Raw genomic sequence first — 20,260 nt, forward strand, 5'->3', positions numbered from 1 at the left:
CGCGCAAAAGAAACCCCTGCAAAAAGAGAAAAAAACACACAAAGATAGAGGAAAGCCGCCAAGGAGGCGGGGAATGAAGCACGAACCCCAAACAAAAACCCCGCCGCGCAAGGGAAGACCACCGCCGAGGCGGGCGAAAAGAGGGTAGGGCGGGACTACGAACCGAAGACCGGGAGCACGGCCGCGGTCTTCGCGAGCGGTGCGCCATCCAGGTTGTCGGGCAGCGCGACACCGAGGTTGGTCAGCACGGTCGGGGTAATGTCGGCGATCGTGTAGCCGTTGTCGGTGGCGCCCGCGGCGTACCCGGCGCCGCGGGCGATCACGAACGTGGTCGCCTCCTCCGGGGTCTGGCCGCCGTGACCGCCGGTCGGCTTGTGGCCATGGTCGGCGGTGACGAGGATGGTCCACTGCTCGCCGGTGTCGGCGGCGCGCCTGTCGACGGCGTCGACAATCCTGCCGACCTCGGCGTCGACCCGGGTCAGGGCCTTCTGGTAGCCGGGCCCATCGGTGCCTGCGGCGTGTCCGGCGCCGTCGACCTGGTCGAGCTGGGTGAAGATGAAATCGGGGCCGGCGGAGGCGATCTGGTTCGCGACAGCGGTGGCGGTCGCGGTGTCGGTCGCGCCGACGCTGCCCGCGTTGGCGGTGGTGGTGACGACGTCGGCCGCGGGCGACCCGCTGCCCGCGATGGTCGCGATCCCGTCCCAGGTGGAGATCGACTGGGTGTGCAGTTCCGGGTTCGCGGTCTCGATCCGGGTGAAGGCGGTCGGGTACTGGTCGTACCGCGCCCCGGCGAACGAGTTGTCCTGCACGCCGTGCTTGTCGTTCCAGACGCCGGTGAGGATCGTCGACCAGGACGGCCCGGAGATGGTCGGGTGGCCCGCGATGGACGACTCACCGCTGGTGCCCTCCGCGATCAGTTGGTTCAGCCGGGGCGCGTCGGCGGCCTTGATCTGGTCGAGCATGGTTCCGTCGAGGCCGATGACGACGGTCTTGGTCGGTGTCGGTGCGCCCGAGGTGGATCCGAGGTCGACGATGGTGGTTCCGAGGCCCTGCGCGGCTGCCGGGCCCGCGAGGACGGCACCTGCCGCGACCGCGGCGAGAAGGGTGGTGGTGGTTGCTGCGATGTGCTTGTTCGTGGTCACGCACCCGATCCTGATTTAGGACTAGACCAATCGCACGGCGAGGAGGCCTTCCCGCCGCGATGTTCATCGTCCCGTCGCCGAACGGCCCCCGATCTCCCCCTCCCGGTCACCGCGCCGACGACGGCGGGTCACCCAGATCCTCGACGGATCGGTCCGGCCGCAGCCCTCGCCACACCGGGTGCCGCAGCCTGCCGTCCGGCGTGACCTCAGAAAACCGCACCTCCGCAACCAGTTCCGGACGCAGCCAGTGCGCGGTCCGTGCCTCGGCGTCCGGAACACCCACCAGCGACGGGCGATCGGTCTCCAGCGCCGCCGTCCGGTCGGCGAGCTCGGACAGTGCCGCCGCGGTCAACCCGCTGCCGACCTTCCCGACGTACCGCGGCGCTGCGGGGTCACCCGCACCGAGGAGCAGCGACCCGATACCTCGCGCCCGTCCGCCCTCCCCTGCCTGCCAGCCCCCGATCACCACCTCGCAGCTGCGAAAGTGCTTGATCTTCAGCCAGTTCGGCGAGCGCCCCGGCCGGTACACCGAATCCCACCGCTTCGCGACCAACCCCTCCATGTGCCGCTCCGAGCTGGCCGCGAGGGCGTCGGTGAACCCCTCGGCGGCGAGATCCGGAATCCGCCAGGGCTCCCCGGCCGCGAACCGGATCGCGTCCAGGACGGTGCGCCGGTCCCGCAGCGGCTTCCCGGCGAGCACGGTGCCGTCGAGTTCGAGCACGTCGAACACCAGCAGGGCCACCGGGTTCGCCGCGGCGCCCGCCGCCGCGTCAGCGGCCCTGCTGCGTCCCATCCGCTGCTGCAGCCGCGCGAAACTCGGTGCGCCGTCCGTGCCGAACGCGACGATCTCGCCGTCGAGGACCCCGGCGTGCCCGCGTAGCGCGGCCGGAATCCGCACCAGCTCCGGGTAGCCGACGGTCAGATCGTGCCCGTTGCGGCTGACCAGGCGCACCGTTTCCGTGCCGGATGCGGCGTCCGAGTCGAAGTGCACCAGCGCGCGGATGCCGTCGAACTTGTACTCCAGCGCCCACACCGCAGGGTCGGCGCGGCCCGCGAAGTCGGCAGCGGTGGTCGCGGTCGCGAGCATCGGCGACCACGCCGGGGACGCGGCAGGGGCGGACCCCGGTCCCGGCAGCACCGCGGGCGCGATGCCCGACCGCACCCGCGCGAGCACCTCGGGGAACTCCAGCTGCGTCAGTCCCGGCGCCGCGAGCTCGTCCCACGTGCGCGGCGCCGCCGCATGCGGCCGGGCCGTCCCGCGCAGCGAGTACGGCGAGACGGTGGTCTTCGACGCCGAGTTCTGGCTCCAGTCCACGAACACCTTCCCGGTCCGGTGCGCCCGCGTCATCGTCGCGGTGACCGACTCCGGGGTCTGCCGCTCGAGTTCCACCGCGATCGCCTTCGCCACCTCGCTGCAGCGTCTCGACGTCCACCCCGCAGGGACCGCGGCATAGAGGTGAATCCCCTTGCTGCCGCTCGTCACCGGGAGGGCGTCGAGGCCGCGCGCCACCAGCGCTGCCCGCACCCGCAACGCGACCCGCGCGCACGCGTCGAGATCCACCCCGGGACCCGGATCGAGGTCGATCACCAGACGGTCCGGGTCGGCCGGGGTCCCGTCGTCCGCGAATCGCCACTGCGGCACGTGGAACTCGAGGGCCCCGGACTGCGCGAAGTAGACCAGCGCGGCCAGTTCGGTGACCTCCGGATAGTCCACCGTCTTCGAGCCCGCCGCGAGCGGGTGCCGCGGAATCCAGTCCGGCGTCGCGGTCTCCGCGTTCTTCTGGAAGAACGGCTCGGCCGCGGTGCCGTCGGGCCACCGCTTGCGGGTCAATGCCCGTCCGGTCAGCAGCGGCAGCAACACCGGGCCGATCTCGGTGACGTACTGCAGCACCTCGGCCTTGGTGGTGCCCGACTCCGGGTAGAGCACCTTGTCGAGATTGGTCAAGGTCAGACGCCTGTTCCCGACGCGAACCACCGCGTTGTGCGCCATCTGCCCCCGCCAACCGAGTCGACTTCACCTGGCCTGATCCCACAGTATGGACCATCATGGGATGATGCGGTCGATATGGAAAGGCTCCATCGCGTTCGGTCTCGTCAACGTGCCGGTGAAGGTCTACTCCGCCACCGAGGACCACGACATCAAGTTCCATCAGGTCCACGGCAGGGACGGCGGACGGATCCGCTACAACCGGGTCTGCTCCGAATGCGGCGAGGTGGTGCAGTACGCCGACATCGACCGGGCGTACCGGTCCGAGGACGGCGCGCAGGTGGTCCTCACCGACGAGGACTTCGACAAGCTCCCCGCCGCGGAGAAGCATGAAATTCCGGTGCTGCAGTTCGTGCCGTCGGAGCAGATCGACCCGATCCTGCTGGACAAGAGCTACTTCCTCGAACCCGACTCGGCCTCACCGAAGGCGTATCAGCTGCTGGCGTCGACGCTGGCCGAGAGCGACCGGACCGCGCTGGTGCACTTCACGCTGCGGCAGCGCACCCGGTTGGCCGCGCTGCGGGTCCGCGACGGCGTCCTGGTGATCCAGACGCTGCTGTGGCCGGACGAGGTCCGGGCCGCCGACTTCGAGAAGCTTGAGGGCGCGTCGACGCCGAGCGACAAGGAACTCGCGATGGCCACCATGCTGGTGGAGTCGATGTCGGAGGATTTCCGGCCGGAGTCGTACACCGACGACTACCAGCTGCAGCTGCAGAAGCTGCTGGATGAGACCATCGCCGCAGGCGGCGAGAAGGTGTCCGTTCCCGCTGGTGCGACGCGGGAGGCCGACGCGGAGGTCGTCGACCTCGTCGCCGCGCTGCAGCGCAGCGTGGACGAGGCGAGGAAGGAGCCTGGGAAACCCGCGTCGAAGCACAAGGCGAAGACCGGCTGACGGTACCGAATCAGACCTTCTAACGCGTCCCGATCCTCGCCGCCCCGCTGCTCATCCCCGGACCCTGGATCATCCGCATCGGCATGGTGCTGCTGCTGTTCCTGCCGTTCGTCTACTTCCTGTTCGCGCTCAAGCGGATCTACCTGCGCCACCGACTCGTCAGCCACGGCCTCGATCCCGAACTCCTCGACGCGCATCGGCAGCAGCGGCTCGACGCCGAACGCGACGACTACGAGTCCCGCTACCGCCGCACCCAGTAGGCCTCGGCGCCGAGCTGCCCTCACTCCGCGAACGGGCGTCCGGCCGCGAAGACGTGCCGCACAAAGTTCTCCCCGATCCGGCGATGGCCCTCCGGGTTGGGGTGCAGTGCGTCGGGCAACGGGTGCTCGACGAAGTCGTTGTCCCCATACAGGTCCCGGCCGTCCAGATAGTGCAGATTCGGGTCGTCGACGGCCCGCTGTTCGACGATCCGAGCCAGCTCATCGCGAATCACGCTGAGCGTCAGCCGACCCGCCGCAACGTCGGCGGGGTCGCCGGTGGCCTTGAACCGCATGCTGCCGGTCGAGAAGTCGGGCGCCAGCGGGCCGGGGGTGTCCTCCTGGATCGGGCACAGGATCGGCGACACGACCAGCAGCGGAATGTGCGGGTGCCCGTCGCGGACGGTGTCCAGGAAGCCGTGCACCGCCGGACCGAACGCGCGCAGCCGCATGGCGTCGGTGTTGACGATGTTGATGCCGATCTTGACGCTGATCAGGTCCGCGGGAGTGTCGCGCATGGCGCGGGCGGTGAACGGGTCGAGCAGCGCGCTACCGCCGAAGCCGAGGTTGATCAGTTCGACCCCGCCGCCGTGCCGAGCGGCGAGCGCAGACCAGATGCTGCTCGGGTGCGCGGCGTTGGACCCTTGACTGATAGAGCTGCCATGGTGGAGCCACACCCGCCGTCCGTCGGAGGTGATCGGTTCGATCGGGGCGTCCGTGCGCAGGCCGATCAACTCGGTGATCTCCGCGTGCGGCAACCAGATCTCGATGTGCTTGTCACCGGCGGGTAGGTCGGTGAACCGCGCGGTGCCAGCTGGCCCCTCCGCCAGTTCGGCTGCCCCGGTGCGCAGGTCGGTGATCGTGTGGACGTTGCCGCCGTCGACCGTCGCCTGCGCGGCGAGCTTGCCATCGGCGAGCAGGTCGTAGACCCCGTCCGGCAGCGCGGGCATGCCACGGTAGGCCCGCTTCGTGGGCAGGGAGTCCAGTTCAATGGTGGTGGCGCGGGTTCGGAATTCGAGCCGCACTCCGGACGGCTGCACCTCGGCCATGGCGAGCTGACTGTCGGGGATCTGCTTGCGCGCCGCCGCGGGCAATCGATGCGGCAGCACGCCGCGCCGGGTCGGTTCCAGGTCCAGGAAGCCGCGCAGCAGATCTGCGGTGATGGGTGTGGTCACCCACCTGGTGTCGGTCTTTGTCATTTCCTACTTCTCGCCTACTTCTCGGTGGCAGGGACTGCTCGGGTGCGCAGCAGGATGTCGAGCGAGTCGACGACCCACTCCCAGGACTGCTGCGAGTCGACGGCGGTGTGACTGAACCCGCCGGCCAGCTCGAGGGTGACGTAGCCGTGGAAGACGCTGCCCAGCAGGCGAACCGCATGGGTCTGACCGGGCTCGGTCAGGTCATAGCCCCGCAGGATCGCGCGCATCATCTGCGAGTGCCGCACTCCCGCGCTCGCCGCCGCCGTCTCGGGATCCAGGCGCAATCGGGCGGCGTCGAATCGGCCGGGATGCTCACGCGCGTAGTCGCGGTAGGCATCGGCGAACGCGGCGAGCGCGTCCTTGCCGGACCGGCCTGCCACGGCGTCGGCGGCACGGTCGGCGAGTTCCGCGAGGGCGAACAATGCGATCCGCGTTCTCAGGTCCTCGGTGCCCTTCACGTGCGAGTACAGGCTCGCGGACTTCACGCCGAAGTGCCGCGCGAGCGCCGACACGGTCACCTGCTCGAAGCCCACCTGGTCGGCGAGCTCGGCGCCCGCGAGGGTCAGCCGGTCAGGGGTCAACCCCACTCGAACCATCAGCACTCCCCAATCTGGCTAATGGCATTATGCAGCTAACTACATACTGTAGGCAAATGGAGGCGACGCCCGCTCATGCCCCGTCGCGGTCGAGCACAAACCAGAAGTGCTCCCCGCCGTCGAGCACGTTCTTGCCGTTCATCACCCCGAGCAGCGTGTCCTCGCCGACCCGTTTGAAGTGGTCGAACACCGGCATCCCGTCGTAGACCATCGTCGCGGTGACCTCGCCGCGGAACTCGACCATCCACAGGCTGGCCTCGCCGTTGCCGCCCGCGACGTCGGAGAACAGCTCATCGTTCTCGCCCCGGCAGATCAGCGGCTGCACGTCGACGCGGGAGCCAAACGTCTTGCCGTACCAGCGGGTGGTGTCCAGCAGCCTGCCGGTGCGGTGCCCGGTCCGGAAACCGCGGCCCCGCCAGCGCCCCGACAGCTCGTCGACCCCGACCACCGGCAGCTGCGCCCACAACCGGTCCAGGTCCCGCGGGTCGACGGACTCCGCTGCCAGAAGCTCCTCGGTCCGCTCGTGGTGGTTCATCGGGTTCCTTCCTGATCGGGGTTCGCGCCGAGGACGAGGACGGGTTTGACCACGGCGCCGGTCCGGGCGGCCTCCCAGGCGGCGTCGAGGTCGTCGAACGCGAACGGGGTGAGGATCCGGTCGAAGGGGAAGCGTCCCGAGCGCCACAGCGCGATCAGCTCGGGCACGAACTGCTGCGGGTCGGCGTCGCCCTCGATCACACCGGTGACGCTGCGCCCCATCAGCAGCGCGGACTGGTCCAGCGTCACCGGGTTGCGGTTGCCGCGCAGCCCGACGGTGGCGCAGCTGCCCGGCGAGCGCAGCACCGCCGTCGCGGCCGCGAGAACCTCCTGGGTGCTGACGGTGTCGACGCTGTGGTCGGCGCCGCCGCCGGTCGCCGTCCGCAGCAGCCGGAGCAGGTCCGCTTCGGCGCTGTCGACGGCGGCGGTCGCGCCGAGGCTCAGGGCCAGCTCGCGCCGGTCCGGGAGCGGGTCGACGACGACGATCGACGCGCACTCGGCGACGACGGCGGCGAGCACCGCGGCGAGCCCGACGGCTCCGGCGCCGAACACCACGATCGAGGCGCCGGGACGCGGGCGCAGCACCCGCAGCACCGCCCCCGCCCCGGTCTGGATACCGCACCCGAGCGGCCCGAGCAGTTCGATCGGGAGGTCGCCGGACACCTGGACCGCGTCGGCGGCACGCACCACCGCGTGGCTGGCCATCGACGACTGGCCGAACCAGTTTCCGTGCAGCGCAGCACCGTTCATGTGCAGTGTGGTGGTGCCGTCGAGACGGCGGCCCGAATAGTTGCGGACCGCAAAGTGCCGACAGTAGGCGGGGTGCCCGTTGTGGCAGCTGCGGCAGTCCCGGCACGCCGAGTAGCTGAGCACCACCCGGTCGCCGGGCGCGAGGGTATCGACGCCGCTGCCCACCGCCTCGACCGTCCCGGCCCCCTCGTGACCGAGGACGGCGGGCAGCGGGATCGGGACTCCGCCCGCGGCCGCGGTCAGATCGGTGTGACAGATCCCCACCCCCGCGATCCGCACCAGCACCTCGTCCTCGCGCAGCGTGTCGATCTCGACGTCCCGGACCCGCACCGGCTCACCGATGCCGGTCAGCACCGCAGCACGCGCTCGTGTTCCCACCGCTCCCCCAGTTGCGTCGGTCCGGATCCGCCCGAACCCGGCAGCGAATCGCGACTCACATCCGGCGCGAGTGTAGGGCACCGCACCGGGTCTCGACGGGATTCCGCGATCGGCTGCCCCGGCGTCGAACGCGCGTTCCCTGTTCCGCGCGGACGTCCGGTGGGACGATCGAGATGCCCCCTCAGCCAATCCGGGCTGATCGAATCCGAACACGGGGTCTCATCATGGTCACCCACACAGCGCGCGCGCTTGCCGCGACCGCCCTGCTCGCGCCGACGGTCTTCCTCGTCGGCGCCGGGCCCGCCCAGGCGAGCAGCCACCTCACCACCACCGTCACCGCGGGACCCACCCGGGTGCTCGTCGCCACCGAACGATCGACGCCGGGAGGCACCTCCACCTGCAACGCCCACCTCGAGAGTGGGCCGGTCCAGCACTACCAGGTCACCCTCGACGCCCCCGGCGCGACGCTGTTCACGAACGTCACGCCGGGACCACACACCGTCACGTTCAACTGCGGCGGCGGGATGGGTCGGTCCCCGGTCACCGTCGAGGTGGCGGCGGCCGATCCGTTCGGCGACGCCATCAACGGGTTCCTCAAGCAGATCGGCCTCACGATGTTCATCACCGACCCGACCTGCTGCTGACCGCCAACGCGGAACGGGAGCCCATACCGTGCCGTCCGGCGCGGTGTGGGCTCCCGTTCGTGTCGGGCGCGGATCTCTAGACGGTGAACCCGAGCGCGCGCAGCTGCTCGCGCCCGTCCTCGGTGATCTTGTCCGGACCCCACGGCGGCATCCAGACCCAGTTGATCTTCAGCTCGTCGACCAGGCCGCTCTTGACCAGCGCCCCGCGCGCCTGCTCCTCGATCACATCGGTCAGCGGGCACGCCGCCGACGTCAGGGTCATGTCGATCGTCGCGACGGTCTCCGCCGCCTCGTCGACCGAGATGCCGTACACGAGTCCGAGGTCGACGACGTTGATCCCGAGCTCGGGGTCGACGACGTCCCGCATCGCCTCCTCGAGGTCGTCGACGAACGCCTGCTGCTCGGGGGTGAGCGGCGCCGCGGGCTGCCCGGCCTCGTCGGGGGTGGCTGCCGAGTCCGGCGTCTCCGCCGCAGTGGTGTCGGTCATGATGCGATTCCTCCGGTCCCTGCCGGCACCGTCGTGCCGTCGTCGACTATCTGAACAACGGCGTCCTTGAACGCCATCCATCCCAGCAGCGCGCACTTGACCCGCGCCGGGTACTTCGCGACCCCGGCGAAGGCGATGCCGTCACCGAGCACGTCCTCGTCGCCGTCGACGGTGCCCCGGCTGGTGATCATCTCGTTGAACGCCTCGACGGTGCCCAGCGCCTCGTCGAGCGGCATCCCGACGATCTGGTCGAACAGCACCGACGTCGACGCCTGGCTGATCGAACAGCCCTGCCCGTCGTAGGACACGTCGCCGACCCGGCCGTCGTCGGTGATCGCGACCCGCAGCGTGATCTCGTCGCCGCAGGTCGGGTTCACGTGATGCACCTCGGCACCGAACGGTTCCCGCAGCCCGCGGCCGTGCGGATGCTTGTAGTGGTCCAGGATCACCTCCTGGTACATCTGTTCCATCCGCATCTCAGGACGCCCCGTCGATCGTGTCGTCGGAGCCGCCCGTGCTCGGGTGCGTCCCGAAGAACTCCTGGGCCCGCCGGATCGCGGCCGCCAGCGCATGCACCTCGTCGACGGTGTTGTACACCGCGAACGAGGCCCGCGCGGTCGCCGCGATGCCGAACCGGCGGTGCAGCGGCCACGCGCAGTGATGCCCGACCCGGATCGCGACGCCCTCGTCGTCGAGGATCTGCCCGAGGTCGTGGGCGTGGATCCCGTCGACCACGAACGACACCGCGCCACCCCGGTTTTCGGCGGTGGCCGGTCCGACGATCCGCACCCCGTCGATGCCTCCGAGCAGCTCAAGGGCCAGCGCGGTCAGCTCGTGCTCGTGCGCGGCGACGGCGTCCATCCCGATCGCCTCCAGGTACCGCACCGCAGCGCCGAGCCCGACGACCTGGGAGGTCATCGGCACGCCCGCCTCGAACCGCTGCGGCGGCGGCGCGTAGGTGCTCGCCTCCATCGTGACCGTCTCGATCATCGAGCCACCGGTGATGAACGGCGGCATCGCCGCGAGCAGGTCCCGCTTGCCGTACAGCACGCCGACACCGGACGGGCCGAGCATCTTGTGCCCGGAGAACGCCGCGAAGTCGACGTCGAGGCCGTGGAAGTCGACCGGCATGTGCGGCACCGACTGGCAGGCGTCGAGCACGACCAGCGCGCCGACCGCCCGTGCCCGCCGCACCAGCTCCTCGACCGGGGCGACCGCGCCGGTGACGTTGGACTGGTGGGTGAACGCGACGACCTTCACGTTCTCGTTCAGCTCGAGCGAGTCCAGGTCGATGCGGCCCTCGTCGGTGACGCCGTACCAGCGCAGGGTCGCACCGGTACGGCGCGCCAGTTCCTGCCACGGCACCAGGTTCGCGTGGTGCTCGAGCTCGGTGATCACGATCTCGTCGCCCGGCCCGACGTGCCGGTCGCACCGGTCGTCGCCGAGCACATACGTCACCACGTTGAGCGCCTCGGTCGCGTTCTTCGTGAACGCCAGCTCGTCGGGGTCGGCGCCGACGAACCGGGCAATCGCGGCGCGGGCCTCCTCGTACGCGTCGGTCGCCTCCTCGGCGAGCTGATGGGCGCCGCGGTGCACGGCCGCGTTGGAGGTGGTGAGGAACTCGCGTTCGGCGTCGAGCACCTGCACCGGCCGCTGCGATGTCGCGCCGGAGTCGAGATAGACCAGCGGCTTCCCGTCCCGGACCGTGCGGGCCAGGATCGGGAAGTCCTTGCGGATGCTCGTGACGTCGAGCGCGGCCGCGGTGGTGGTCATGAAGTTAGGCTCCCGCGGCCGCGGCCTGCGTGAACCGCACGTAGCCGTTCGCCTCGAGTTCGTCGGCGAGCTCGGGTCCACCGGACTCCACCACCTGGCCGCCGACGAACACGTGCACGAACTGCGGCGTGATGTAGCGCAGGATGCGGGTGTAGTGGGTGATCAGCAGGACGCCGCCGTGCTCGCGTTCCTGGTAGCGGTTGACCCCCTCGGAGACGATGCGCAGCGCGTCGACGTCGAGGCCGGAGTCGGTCTCGTCGAGGATCGCGATCTTCGGCTGCAGCAGACCGAGCTGCAGGATCTCGTGGCGCTTCTTCTCGCCACCGGAGAAGCCCTCGTTGACGGACCGCTCACCGAACGCCGGATCGATCTCCAGCTCGGTCATCGCCTCCTTGACCTCCTTCACCCAGTGCCGCAGCTTGGGTGCCTCACCGCGGACGGCGGTGGCGGCGGTGCGCAGGAAGTTCGACGTCGACACGCCCGGCACCTCGACCGGGTACTGCATCGCCAGGAACAGGCCAGCGCGGGCGCGCTCGTCGACGCTCATCTCCAGCACGTCCTCCCCGTTGAGGGTGATGCTGCCGGAGGTGACCTCGTACTTCGGGTGGCCCGCGATCGCGTAGGACAGCGTGGACTTGCCGGACCCGTTGGGGCCCATGATCGCGTGCGTCTCACCGGAGCGGACGGTGAGGTTCACGCCCTTGAGGATGGTGATCGGCTCGGCGTTCTCGTCGGTCTGCGCGACGCGGACGTGCAGGTCCTTGATCTCCAGCACGGAGTTTTCGGGGGTCGTCATGTGATGAAGTCCTTTGGGAATGTGGTGTGTCGAGGGCGGTGACGGGCGCCCGGTCTCAGACGCCGACCGCGGCGAGTTCGACCTCGATGGCGGCCTCGAGACGCTCACGCACCTCGGGGACCGCGATGCGGTTGATGACCTCGTGGAAGAACCCGCGGACCACCAGGCGGCGGGCCTGATCCTCCGGGATGCCCCGCGAGCGCAGGTAGAACAGCTGCTCGTCGTCGAAGCGGCCGGTGGCGCTGGCGTGGCCTGCACCGACGATCTCGCCGGTCTCGATCTCGAGATTCGGCACCGAGTCGGCGCGGGCGCCGTCGGTGAGCACCAGGTTGCGGTTCATCTCATAGGTGTCGGTGCCCTCGGCCGCCGCGCGGATCAGGACGTCGCCGACCCACACGGTGTGCGCGTCCCTGCTGTGCGCGCCGCCCGCCTCGCCCTGCAGCGCGCCCTTGTAGACGACGTTCGACTTGCAGTGCGGCTGCGCGTGATCGACGAGCAGCCGGTGCTCGAAGAACTGGCCCGCGTCCGCGAAGTACAGGCCGAGCAGTTCCGCGTCGCCGCCGGGGCCGTCGTAGCGGACGGTCGGGGTGACCCGGACGACGTCGCCGCCGAGGGTGACCGCCGTGTAGCGCAGCGTCGCGTCCCGTCCGACCCGGATGTGGTGGGCCGCGGTGTGCACGGTGTCGTCGGCCCAGTCCTGGACAGCGACGACGGTCAGCTTGGCGCTGTCCCCGAGGACGAACTCGACGTTCTCGGCGTAGGTGCCGCTGCCCTTCTGGTCGAGCACGATCGTCGCGGCGGAGAACGCCTCGAGCCGGATCTGGATGTGCCCGAACGCGACCTGGCCGGCGCCGGGGCCGGTGACCACGACGGTGACCGGCTCGGCGACCTCACGTTCGGCGCCGACGGTCACCACCGTCGCGGTCTCGAAGCTCGAGTAGGCCTGCGCGGCAACACGATCCGCGGGAACACCACCCTGCCCGAGGCGGGAGTCATCGCGACCGACGGTCTCGACGGTGACACCGTCCGCTGCCGACACCTCGACGGTGGCATCGGCGGAGCGGACCGCGGTGCCGTCGTGCAGGCCGCGCAGCCTGCGCAGCGGGGTGAACCGCCACGCCTCGTCACGGCCGGCGGGCACCTCGAACGCGTTCACGTCGAACGAGGTGAAGACCTCGCCCTTATTTGCGGCAGGCACGGCATTCTCACCGGCGACGGCGGCCTTCACGCCGGTCGCCTCACTTGCGTTGGCCACTAACCCACGGCCCCTTCCATCTGCAGTTCGATCAGGCGGTTGAGCTCGAGGGCGTATTCCATCGGCAGCTCCTTGGCGATGGGCTCAACGAAGCCGCGCACCACCATCGCCATTGCCTCTTCCTCGGTGAGGCCACGGCTCATCAGGTAGAACAGCTGGTCCGCGGACACCTTCGAGACAGTGGCCTCGTGACCCATCGAGACGTCATCCTCGCGGATGTCGACGTACGGGTAGGTGTCCGAGCGGGAGATCTGGTCGACGAGCAGCGCGTCGCACTGCACGCTCGCCTTCGATCCGTGCGCGCCCTTGTTCATCTGGACGAGGCCGCGGTACGAGGACCGGCCGCCGCCACGGGCAACGGACTTGCTCACGATGGTCGAGGAGGTGTGCGGCGCCAGGTGCAGCATCTTCGCGCCGGTGTCCTGATGCTGGCCCTCGCCCGCGAACGCGACCGACAGGACCTCGCCGCGGGCGTGCTCGCCCATCATCCACACGGCCGGGTACTTCATCGTCACCTTGGAGCCGATGTTGCCGTCGATCCACTCCATCGAGCCGCCCGCGTCCACCTTGGTGCGCTTGGTCACCAGGTTGTACACGTTGTTCGACCAGTTCTGGATCGTCGTGTAGCGGCAGTGGCCGCCCTTCTTCACGATGATCTCCACGACCGCCGAGTGCAGCGAGTCGGACTTGTAGATCGGCGCGGTGCAGCCCTCGACGTAATGCACGGAGGCGCCCTCGTCGACGATGATCAGGGTCCGCTCGAACTGGCCCATGTTCTCGGTGTTGATCCGGAAGTAGGCCTGCAGCGGGATGTCGACGTGCACGCCGGGCGGCACGTAGATGAACGACCCGCCGGACCACACGGCCGTGTTCAGCGCGGAGAACTTGTTGTCCCCGGCGGGGATCACCGAGCCGAAGTACTCCTTGAAGATCTCCGGGTGCTGCTTGAGCCCGGTGTCGGTGTCCAGGAAGATCACGCCCTGGGCCTCAAGGTCCTCACGGATCTGGTGGTAGACCACCTCGGACTCGTATTGCGCGGCGACACCGGCGACCAGCCGCTGCTTCTCCGCCTCCGGGATGCCCAGCTTGTCGTAGGTGTTCTTGATGTCCTCGGGCAGGTCTTCCCAGGACTCGGCCTGCTTCTCCGTGGACCGCACGAAGTACTTGATGTTGTCGAAGTCGATGCCCTCGAGGTTGGAGCCCCAGTGCGGCATCGGCTTCTTGTCGAAGGTCTTGAGCGCCTTGAGGCGGATGTCGAGCATCCACTCCGGCTCGTTCTTCTTCGCGGAGATGTCCCGCACGACGGCCTCGGACAGGCCACGCTGGGCGCTGGCGCCTGCGACGTCGGAGTCGGACCAGCCGTAGCCGTAGTGGCCGAGCGAGGCAATGGTCTCGTCCTGCGTCATGGCCTGCGAACCACCGGCCGCCTGGTCTTGGGTGACGGTCATGCGAGCTCCTTCCGGAGTCTTGTTGCGTTGGTACTTCTCGGATCCGCGGTGCGGGCTGAGCGCCCACGGAGATGACGGTGTCGGGGTGAGGTGCTGGAGGTCAGGTCAGGTCGCTTCCTGGTGCTGCGCCCCCGGCGGAACCAGCGGCACGTGGGTGGTGCAGGCACAGTCGCCGTTCGCGATCGTCGCGAGCCGCTGAACGTGGGTGCCGAGCAGTTCGGCGAAGGCCTGGGTCTCCGCCTCGCACAGTTCGGGAAACTCGGACGCCACGTGGGACACCGGGCAGTGATGCTGACAGATCTGCACGCCGTTGCCGACCGGGCGGGTGGTTGCCGCGAAGCCGGCGGACGTGAACGCCTCGGCGATCGAGCCTGCCGTCTGCTCCACCTCGACGGGGTCGTGCCCGCCAGCGGGGTCGATGTCGGCGACGATCGTCTGCACGCGGCGGCGGGCGAACTCGACGATCGCGGTGTCGCCGCCGATCTCCCTGAGCTGGCGCATCGCGGCGCCCGCCAGGTCGTCGTAGGAGTGTCCGAGCCGGGACCGGCCCGCCGCGGTGAGCTGAAACTGCTTGGCGGGGCGGCCGCGCCCCTTCTGCTGCCAGCTGGCGGACCGCGTTGCGCGGGCCTCCCCCGCGTCGATCAACACCTCAAGGTGACGCCGCACGCCCGCCGCACTCAACCCGAGTTCGGCACCGATCTCGGTCGCGGTGATCGGCCCCCGCTCCAGAAGGAGGGTGACGACGGCGGCCCGGGTGTGACCCTCATGACCCGCCACTGTGGCCGGCGACTGCCCCGGACGCGGCGCAGCTACAGGCACGTGACCTGCGCTTTCACCGTACGCGTTGGGGGTTGCTGCCGTTTTCACAACACCAGTGTGACGGAATTCGATCCGACGGTCCACCAAGGGTGCCCTGGGTAGGGCCGCTACGCTTCGACGTGTGCCGCAGACCGACGACACACCGGAGCCCGGTGACAGCGTGACGACCGGACCCCGGACAGGTCGGGTCGGTCGCGTGCTGTCCCGGTCGAGGACGCTGGCCGTCCGGGCGCTCGGACTCGACGGCCGCCCGGACCGGTTCGTGGTCAGCAGCCTGCACGGCGACGAGGCGGAGGCGCCGGGGCTGAACGCGACCGAGACCGAGCAGCTGCGCCGCGTGCGGCGCTTCGGCGCCACCGGCGCCCTGCTCATGACCCTCGGCGCCCTCGGCGCGGGGGCCCAACCGGTCCTGCAGAATCCCGTTCAGGGGATGCGGCTCCTCGGACTGCCCGCGCGGATGCCGAGCGTCGCGATGACGATCACGCTGACCGGCAGCGTGATGGTGGTGCTGGCCTGGCTGCTGCTCGGCCGCTTCGCGATCGGCTCGCTGCGCGCCGGGTCACCGGTGCGGCGGCTGACCCGCTCCCAACTCGACCGCACCCTGCTGCTGTGGGTGATTCCGCTCACCATCGCGCCGCCGATGTTCAGCAAGGACGTGTACTCGTACCTCGCGCAGTCCGAGATCGCGGCCCGCGGCATGGACCCGTACGCGATCGGCCCCGCGCAGGCCCTCGGGGTGGATCACGTCCTCGCCCGGACCGTCCCGAACATCTGGCGGGACACCCCCGCGCCGTACGGACCGCTGTTCATCTGGCTCGGCAAGGGCATCTCGACGATCACCGGGGACAACATCGTCGCGGGCATCTTCCTGCACCGACTGCTCGCATTGGCCGGTGTCGCGCTGATCGTGTGGGCGCTACCCAGGCTGGCCCGCCGGTGCGGGGTCGCCGCGGTCAGCGCGTTGTGGCTCGGCGCCGCGAATCCCCTGCTGCTGTTCCACCTGGTGGCGGGCATCCACAACGAGGCCCTGATGATCGGGCTGATGCTCGCCGGGCTCGAGCTCGCGCTGCGGGCCATCGAACAGTCCGCCCCGCTCCGGTTCGGGGGCGGCGGCGGCCTCGGGCTGCTGCTCGCCGGCTCCGGACTGATCGCGCTGTCCGCGACCGTGAAGATCCCGACGCTGCTCGCCCTCGGCTTCGTCGGGATGGCGCTGGCCCGGCGGTGGGGCGGGTCGCTGCGGTCCGTTGGCTCGGCGGCGGCGCTGCTGCTCGGGGTGTCGGTGACGGTGATCGCGGGCGTCAGCCTGGTCAGCGGGCTCGGCTTCGGGTGGCTCAACCCGGACACCCTCGGCACCGCGAACGAGGTGCGCAGCTGGATGTCGCTGCCGACGCTGCTCGGTCTCGGCACCGGCCTTGCGGGAGTCCTGCTCGGTCTCGGTGACCACACCACCGCCGTCCTCGGCCTCACCCGTCCGATCGCCTCGCTGGTCGCCGCGTTCATCGCGCTGCGGATGCTGATCGCCGTCCTGGTCGGCCGGATCCACCCGGTCGGCGCGCTCGGCGTCTCGCTCGGCTTCCTGGTGCTGCTGTTCCCCGTCGTCCAGCCCTGGTACCTGCTGTGGGCGGTGATCCCGCTCGCCGCGTGGGCGACCCGGCCGGTGTTCCGGATCCCGGCCATCGCCTTCTCGTCCGTGGTGAGCCTGATCGTGATGCCGAACGGCGGCGAGTACGAACCGTTCATCATCGTGCAGGCGGCGATCGCGACGATCCTCGTGTGCGGCTCCGTCATCGTCGCCACCCGCAACCTGCTGCCGTGGCGGGCGGAGTCCGGCGACGGACGCCCATCGGCCGCCGCCTACGCTGGGGTCCCGTGAGTTCTTCCGCGTCCGCACCGCCCGTGCTCCAACTCGATGCCGTCGTCAAGACGTTCGGCGAGACCACCGCGGTCGACGGGCTCGACCTGTCCCTCGACCGCGGCCAGGTCCTTGCCCTGCTCGGACCGAACGGCGCGGGGAAGACCACCACCGTCGAGATGTGCGAGGGCTTCCAGCGGCCCGACAGCGGCACCGTCCGCGTCTTCGGGCTCGACCCGGTCACCGCGTCCGGGGAGGTGCGCGCCCGGATCGGGGTGATGCTGCAGGGCGGCGGCGCCTATCCCGGGTCCAAGGCGGGCGAGATGCTCGATCTCGTCGCCGCGTACTCGGCGGATCCGCTCGACCCGGCGTGGCTGCTGCGCGAACTCGGTCTCACCGACGCGGTCCGCACCCCGTACCGGCGCCTGTCGGGCGGGCAGCAGCAGCGGTTGGCGCTCGCGTGCGCCCTGGTCGGCCGCCCCGAGCTGGTATTCCTCGACGAGCCGACCGCTGGCCTCGACGCGCAGGCCCGGCTGATGGTGTGGGAGCTGATCGACGCGCTGCGGCGGGATGGGGTGTCGGTGCTGCTGACCACCCACCTGATGGACGAGGCGGAGGCCCTCGCCGATCGCCTCGTGATCATCGACCACGGCCGGGTCGTCGCCGAGGGCACCCCCAGCGAACTGACCCGGCACGGGGCGGCGGGCCAACTCCGGTTCACCGCCCCCGAGCACCTCGACCTGAACGCGCTGGCGGCGGCGCTGCCCGCGGGCTTCACCCCGAGCGAGCCGAGCCCAGGCAGCTACGTCGTCGAGGGCGACATCGACCCGTCCGTGCTCGTCGCGGTCACCACCTGGTGTGCGGGGCTGAACGTGCTCGCGACCGAGATCCGCATCGACCAGCGCCGCCTCGAGGACGTCTTCCTCGACCTCACCGGAAGGGAGCTTCGGGGTTGACCATGTCCCGCACCGACCGCCTCGCCGACAACCGGTTCGAGCCCGGCATCTTCGCACCGCGCCCGCAGGCCGCGCCGCCCGCGCGGATGCTGGCGGCGCAGACCCGGATGGAACTGACGCTGCTGCTGCGCAACGGCGAGCAGCTGCTGCTGACCATGTTCATTCCGATCACGCTGCTGATCGGCCTGACCCTGCTGCCGTTCGGTGACCTCGGCGATCCCCGCGTCAACCGGGTGATGCCCGCGGTGATGATGGTCGCGGTCATGTCGACCGCGTTCACCGGTCAGGCCATCGCGGTCGGGTTCGACCGACGCTACGGGGCGTTGAAGCGGCTCGGCGCGACACCGCTGCCCCGCTGGGGGATCATCGCGGGCAAGTCGGCGGCCGTGGTGATCGTCGTCGCGATCCAGATGCTCGTGCTCGGCGGGATCGGGTTCGCCCTCGGCTGGCGACCGGGCGTGGTCGGTCTGCTGTGCGGTGCGGTCGTGATCGCACTCGGCACCGCGATGTTCGCCGCGCTGGGGCTGCTGCTCGGCGGGACGCTGAAGGCGGAGATCGTGCTCGCGCTCGCGAACGTGCTGTGGTTCGTGATGGCAGGCATCGGTGCGGTCGTGTTCGGCGGCGACGGTATCCCCGACGCGCTGCACACCCTGGCGCGGCTGGTGCCGTCGGGTGCGCTCGCGGAGGCCCTCGACCACGCGGTCGCCGGGTCGGTGGACTGGTTCGCGATCGCCGTGATCGTGGTGTGGGGGGCGGTCGCGGCGTGGCTCGCGACCCGCTGGTTCAAGTTCACCTGACCCCGGATCGGGGTGGCGCTGCGACGTTTCGACCCATTCCGGATCGCAATTGTGCAAGATCAGTGTCCGTGCTCACCGCAACGTTGCGCGCCATCGCCGCGCTGTCCGCCGCCACCCTGTCCGTCTCGCTCGGCGCGGGCGCCGCAGCCGCGCAGCCGACCTGGGGGCCGCTGGCCCCGCACAACCCATTCCTCGGACCCCCGGGGACCTCGACGATGCATAGCGACGCAGGCTCCTCCGACGTCACCCCGCTCGCCGGTCCGGGCACCGGGAACCTGACGGTCGGGGCCACCTCGCTCGCCTCGGCCTGCCCGACGCTGTTGCAGGGATCCGACTCGATGGTCCTCGCGCTATGCACCACGATGGTCGGCCGGAATCCGACGGTGCACCTGATCGACACCGACGCGTCCGGGTCCGCGGGCGGGCTTGGGTCGACCGACCTCGGCTCGATCGCGTCCGCCTCGACGGGTGGCCGGGCCGCGGGCGCGTCGCTGGCCGAGCTGCAACTGCCGAAGGGCAGCCTGCTCGGCGGCGTCTACGCGTACCTGGACAACGAGAACCGCCTCGTCGCGGTCGACGGCACCCGGCGGCTGGTCCGGATCGGGCACGCCGCCTCGGGCGGCAGGTGGACCCTGTCCGTCGACGAATCGGTCGACCTGTCCGGCGCGATCGCCGCCGACGACGCCGTGACCGGCCTCTCCCCGGACTGGGCAGGCAACGTGTGGTTCGCGACCGGCGCCGGGCGGGTCGGCGTGGTCGACGCCGCCGGGGTGGCCCGAACGGTGGACCTGCCCGCCGGGGAACGCGTCGAGAACAGCATTTCCACCTCGCCGTCCGGCACCTCCGTCGCCACCACACACGCGCTCTATCAGCTGTCGGCCGGTCCCGACGGCACCCCCCGCATCGACTGGCGCACGGCCTACGACCGGGGCAGTGCCCGCAAGCCCGGCCAACTCAGTTGGGGTACCGGCTCCACCCCCACCTATTTCGGTCCGGCCACCGGGCACGAGTACGTGACGATCGTCGACAACGCCGACACCCGGGTCTCGCTGCTCGTGTACCGCGTCTCCGACGGCGCGCAGGTGTGCTCCACCCCGGTCCTGGCCGACGGCGGTCCGGGCAGCGAGAACTCACCGATCGCGGTCGGGTCGAGCGTGTTCGTCGCGGGCACCTACGGCTACCCGTACCCGGCCGTCCCGGAGAGCGCGGGGCCGTCGGTGCCGGGGTCCGCGCCGTTCGCGGGCGGCATGACCCGGGTCGACGTCGGCGCGGCGGGCTGCACGGTCGTCTGGGACACCGACGTCAAGAGTGCCGCGGTCCCGCACCTGTCCGCCGCCGACGGGAACATCTACACGGTGCTGCGCTCGGGCACCGGCGGCGCGCTGGACGGGTTCACGTTCGCGGCGATCGACCCGGCGAACGGCGCGGTCCGGGCCACCACGGACCTGCCGCGCAGCACGCTCGGCGACACGATCCAGATGTCCGGCCTGATCACCGACGACGGGGACTACCTGCAGGGCACCCTCAACGGTGTCGTGCGGGTGGCGCGCGGCTGAGCCGGACCGGTGGCACGGCGGCGAACCGGACCGACGACACGGCGGCAAGCCGGACCGACGACACGGCGGCAAGCCGGACCGACGACACGGCGGCGAGCCGCCCCAACGACACGGCGTAGTTGACCGGGCTCTACGATCGACC

The 20,260-nt window shown here is 70.4% G+C and carries 20 protein-coding genes; 7 read left to right on the plus strand and 13 right to left on the minus strand.

Annotated features, from left to right (window positions below; all coding sequences use genetic code 11):
- Positions 1–155 precede the first annotated feature (155 nt).
- Positions 156–1,142: an alkaline phosphatase family protein gene (locus ACWF62_RS04735; RefSeq protein WP_378506356.1), complete on the minus strand. Its 987-nt coding sequence runs from the start codon at positions 1,140–1,142 to the stop codon at positions 156–158.
- A 106-nt stretch (positions 1,143–1,248) separates the two neighbouring features.
- Positions 1,249–3,087, minus strand: a complete 1,839-nt coding sequence (ligD, locus tag ACWF62_RS04740; RefSeq protein WP_452629528.1) for a non-homologous end-joining DNA ligase — start codon at positions 3,085–3,087, stop codon at positions 1,249–1,251.
- 109 nt (positions 3,088–3,196) lie between these two features.
- Between ligD and ku the strand changes: the two genes are divergently transcribed.
- Both ku and ACWF62_RS04750 read left to right on the plus strand, forming a co-directional pair.
- Positions 3,197–4,021: a non-homologous end joining protein Ku gene (ku, locus tag ACWF62_RS04745; protein WP_378506407.1), complete on the plus strand. Its 825-nt coding sequence runs from the start codon at positions 3,197–3,199 to the stop codon at positions 4,019–4,021.
- Positions 4,022–4,053: 32 nt separating this feature from the next.
- Positions 4,054–4,281, plus strand: coding sequence for a DUF5313 family protein (locus ACWF62_RS04750; protein ID WP_378506406.1), 228 nt, complete (start codon positions 4,054–4,056; stop codon positions 4,279–4,281).
- Between the two features lie 20 nt (positions 4,282–4,301).
- Here ACWF62_RS04750 and ACWF62_RS04755 read toward each other — a convergent pair whose 3' ends face one another.
- The 4 genes from ACWF62_RS04755 to ACWF62_RS04770 all read right to left on the minus strand — a co-directional run bounded on the left by ACWF62_RS04755 (position 4,302) and on the right by ACWF62_RS04770 (position 7,735).
- On the minus strand, positions 4,302–5,477 hold the full coding sequence (locus ACWF62_RS04755; RefSeq protein ID WP_378506354.1) for a GDSL-type esterase/lipase family protein: 1,176 nt from the start codon (positions 5,475–5,477) through the stop codon (positions 4,302–4,304).
- 14 nt (positions 5,478–5,491) lie between these two features.
- Positions 5,492–6,073, minus strand: coding sequence for a TetR/AcrR family transcriptional regulator (locus ACWF62_RS04760; protein ID WP_378506353.1), 582 nt, complete (start codon positions 6,071–6,073; stop codon positions 5,492–5,494).
- 73 nt (positions 6,074–6,146) lie between these two features.
- Positions 6,147–6,608 carry a DUF4334 domain-containing protein gene (locus ACWF62_RS04765; RefSeq protein WP_378569502.1) on the minus strand — a complete coding sequence of 154 codons (462 nt, stop codon included), beginning with the start codon at positions 6,606–6,608 and terminating at the stop codon, positions 6,147–6,149.
- Positions 6,605–7,735: an NAD(P)-dependent alcohol dehydrogenase gene (locus ACWF62_RS04770; RefSeq protein WP_378506351.1), complete on the minus strand. Its 1,131-nt coding sequence runs from the start codon at positions 7,733–7,735 to the stop codon at positions 6,605–6,607. The genes ACWF62_RS04765 and ACWF62_RS04770 overlap by 4 nt, the downstream gene beginning before the upstream one ends.
- A 224-nt stretch (positions 7,736–7,959) precedes the next feature.
- Here ACWF62_RS04770 and ACWF62_RS04775 point away from each other — a divergent pair, with 224 nt between their 5' ends.
- Positions 7,960–8,379: a hypothetical protein gene (locus tag ACWF62_RS04775; RefSeq protein ID WP_452629529.1), complete on the plus strand. Its 420-nt coding sequence runs from the start codon at positions 7,960–7,962 to the stop codon at positions 8,377–8,379.
- Positions 8,380–8,455: 76 nt separating this feature from the next.
- Here the strand turns inward: ACWF62_RS04775 and ACWF62_RS04780 are convergent, their stop codons facing one another.
- From ACWF62_RS04780 to ACWF62_RS04810, 7 genes are all read right to left on the minus strand, one after another.
- Positions 8,456–8,866, minus strand: coding sequence for a metal-sulfur cluster assembly factor (locus tag ACWF62_RS04780; RefSeq protein WP_378506349.1), 411 nt, complete (start codon positions 8,864–8,866; stop codon positions 8,456–8,458).
- Positions 8,863–9,342 carry a Fe-S cluster assembly sulfur transfer protein SufU gene (gene sufU, locus ACWF62_RS04785; protein WP_378506348.1) on the minus strand — a complete coding sequence of 160 codons (480 nt, stop codon included), beginning with the start codon at positions 9,340–9,342 and terminating at the stop codon, positions 8,863–8,865. Before sufU ends, ACWF62_RS04780 begins: the two co-directional genes overlap by 4 nt.
- A 1-nt stretch (position 9,343) precedes the next feature.
- The gene (locus ACWF62_RS04790) at positions 9,344–10,639 is read right to left on the minus strand and encodes a cysteine desulfurase (protein WP_378506347.1); all 1,296 of its coding nucleotides are present in this window, start codon (positions 10,637–10,639) and stop codon (positions 9,344–9,346) included.
- A 4-nt stretch (positions 10,640–10,643) separates the two neighbouring features.
- Entirely contained in the window at positions 10,644–11,435 is a 792-nt protein-coding gene (gene sufC / locus ACWF62_RS04795; RefSeq protein WP_378506346.1) for a Fe-S cluster assembly ATPase SufC, read from the minus strand.
- A gap of 55 nt (positions 11,436–11,490) precedes the next feature.
- A complete protein-coding gene (gene sufD / locus ACWF62_RS04800) occupies positions 11,491–12,690 on the minus strand; it encodes a Fe-S cluster assembly protein SufD (RefSeq protein ID WP_378506345.1) in 1,200 nt (399 codons plus the stop codon).
- Positions 12,690–14,096 carry a Fe-S cluster assembly protein SufB gene (gene sufB / locus ACWF62_RS04805; protein WP_452629557.1) on the minus strand — a complete coding sequence of 469 codons (1,407 nt, stop codon included), beginning with the start codon at positions 14,094–14,096 and terminating at the stop codon, positions 12,690–12,692. Before sufB ends, sufD begins: the two co-directional genes overlap by 1 nt.
- 147 nt (positions 14,097–14,243) lie before the next feature.
- Entirely contained in the window at positions 14,244–15,041 is a 798-nt protein-coding gene (locus ACWF62_RS04810; protein WP_378506343.1) for a helix-turn-helix transcriptional regulator, read from the minus strand.
- 37 nt (positions 15,042–15,078) lie between these two features.
- Here ACWF62_RS04810 and mptB point away from each other — a divergent pair, with 37 nt between their 5' ends.
- The 4 genes from mptB to ACWF62_RS04830 all read left to right on the plus strand — a co-directional run bounded on the left by mptB (position 15,079) and on the right by ACWF62_RS04830 (position 20,118).
- On the plus strand, positions 15,079–16,830 hold the full coding sequence (gene mptB, locus ACWF62_RS04815) for a polyprenol phosphomannose-dependent alpha 1,6 mannosyltransferase MptB (RefSeq protein WP_378506342.1): 1,752 nt from the start codon (positions 15,079–15,081) through the stop codon (positions 16,828–16,830).
- Positions 16,827–17,765 carry an ABC transporter ATP-binding protein gene (locus ACWF62_RS04820; RefSeq protein ID WP_378506341.1) on the plus strand — a complete coding sequence of 313 codons (939 nt, stop codon included), beginning with the start codon at positions 16,827–16,829 and terminating at the stop codon, positions 17,763–17,765. Before mptB ends, ACWF62_RS04820 begins: the two co-directional genes overlap by 4 nt.
- 2 nt (positions 17,766–17,767) lie before the next feature.
- The gene (locus tag ACWF62_RS04825) at positions 17,768–18,562 is read left to right on the plus strand and encodes an ABC transporter permease (protein ID WP_378569507.1); all 795 of its coding nucleotides are present in this window, start codon (positions 17,768–17,770) and stop codon (positions 18,560–18,562) included.
- A 68-nt stretch (positions 18,563–18,630) separates the two neighbouring features.
- A complete protein-coding gene (locus ACWF62_RS04830) occupies positions 18,631–20,118 on the plus strand; it encodes a hypothetical protein (protein ID WP_378506339.1) in 1,488 nt (495 codons plus the stop codon).
- The last annotated feature ends 142 nt before the right edge of the window (positions 20,119–20,260 follow it).

The organism is Rhodococcus sp. NPDC054953 (assembly GCF_053609225.1).

What these genes read in the sequence shown, in the direction of transcription:
- ACWF62_RS04775 (WP_452629529.1), top strand. Translation starts at nt 7,960, where the DNA reads ATGGTCACCCACACAGCGCGCGCGCTTGCCGCGACCGCCCTGCTCGCG.
- ACWF62_RS04790 (WP_378506347.1), bottom strand. Translation starts at nt 10,639, where the DNA reads ATGACCACCACCGCGGCCGCGCTCGACGTCACGAGCATCCGCAAGGAC.
- sufU (WP_378506348.1), bottom strand. Translation starts at nt 9,342, where the DNA reads ATGCGGATGGAACAGATGTACCAGGAGGTGATCCTGGACCACTACAAG.
- ACWF62_RS04780 (WP_378506349.1), bottom strand. Translation starts at nt 8,866, where the DNA reads ATGACCGACACCACTGCGGCGGAGACGCCGGACTCGGCAGCCACCCCC.
- ACWF62_RS04825 (WP_378569507.1), top strand. Translation starts at nt 17,768, where the DNA reads ATGTCCCGCACCGACCGCCTCGCCGACAACCGGTTCGAGCCCGGCATC.
- sufC (WP_378506346.1), bottom strand. Translation starts at nt 11,435, where the DNA reads ATGACGACCCCCGAAAACTCCGTGCTGGAGATCAAGGACCTGCACGTC.
- ACWF62_RS04765 (WP_378569502.1), bottom strand. Translation starts at nt 6,608, where the DNA reads ATGAACCACCACGAGCGGACCGAGGAGCTTCTGGCAGCGGAGTCCGTC.
- ku (WP_378506407.1), top strand. Translation starts at nt 3,197, where the DNA reads ATGCGGTCGATATGGAAAGGCTCCATCGCGTTCGGTCTCGTCAACGTG.
- ACWF62_RS04755 (WP_378506354.1), bottom strand. Translation starts at nt 5,477, where the DNA reads ATGACAAAGACCGACACCAGGTGGGTGACCACACCCATCACCGCAGAT.
- ACWF62_RS04760 (WP_378506353.1), bottom strand. Translation starts at nt 6,073, where the DNA reads ATGGTTCGAGTGGGGTTGACCCCTGACCGGCTGACCCTCGCGGGCGCC.
- sufB (WP_452629557.1), bottom strand. Translation starts at nt 14,096, where the DNA reads ATGACGCAGGACGAGACCATTGCCTCGCTCGGCCACTACGGCTACGGC.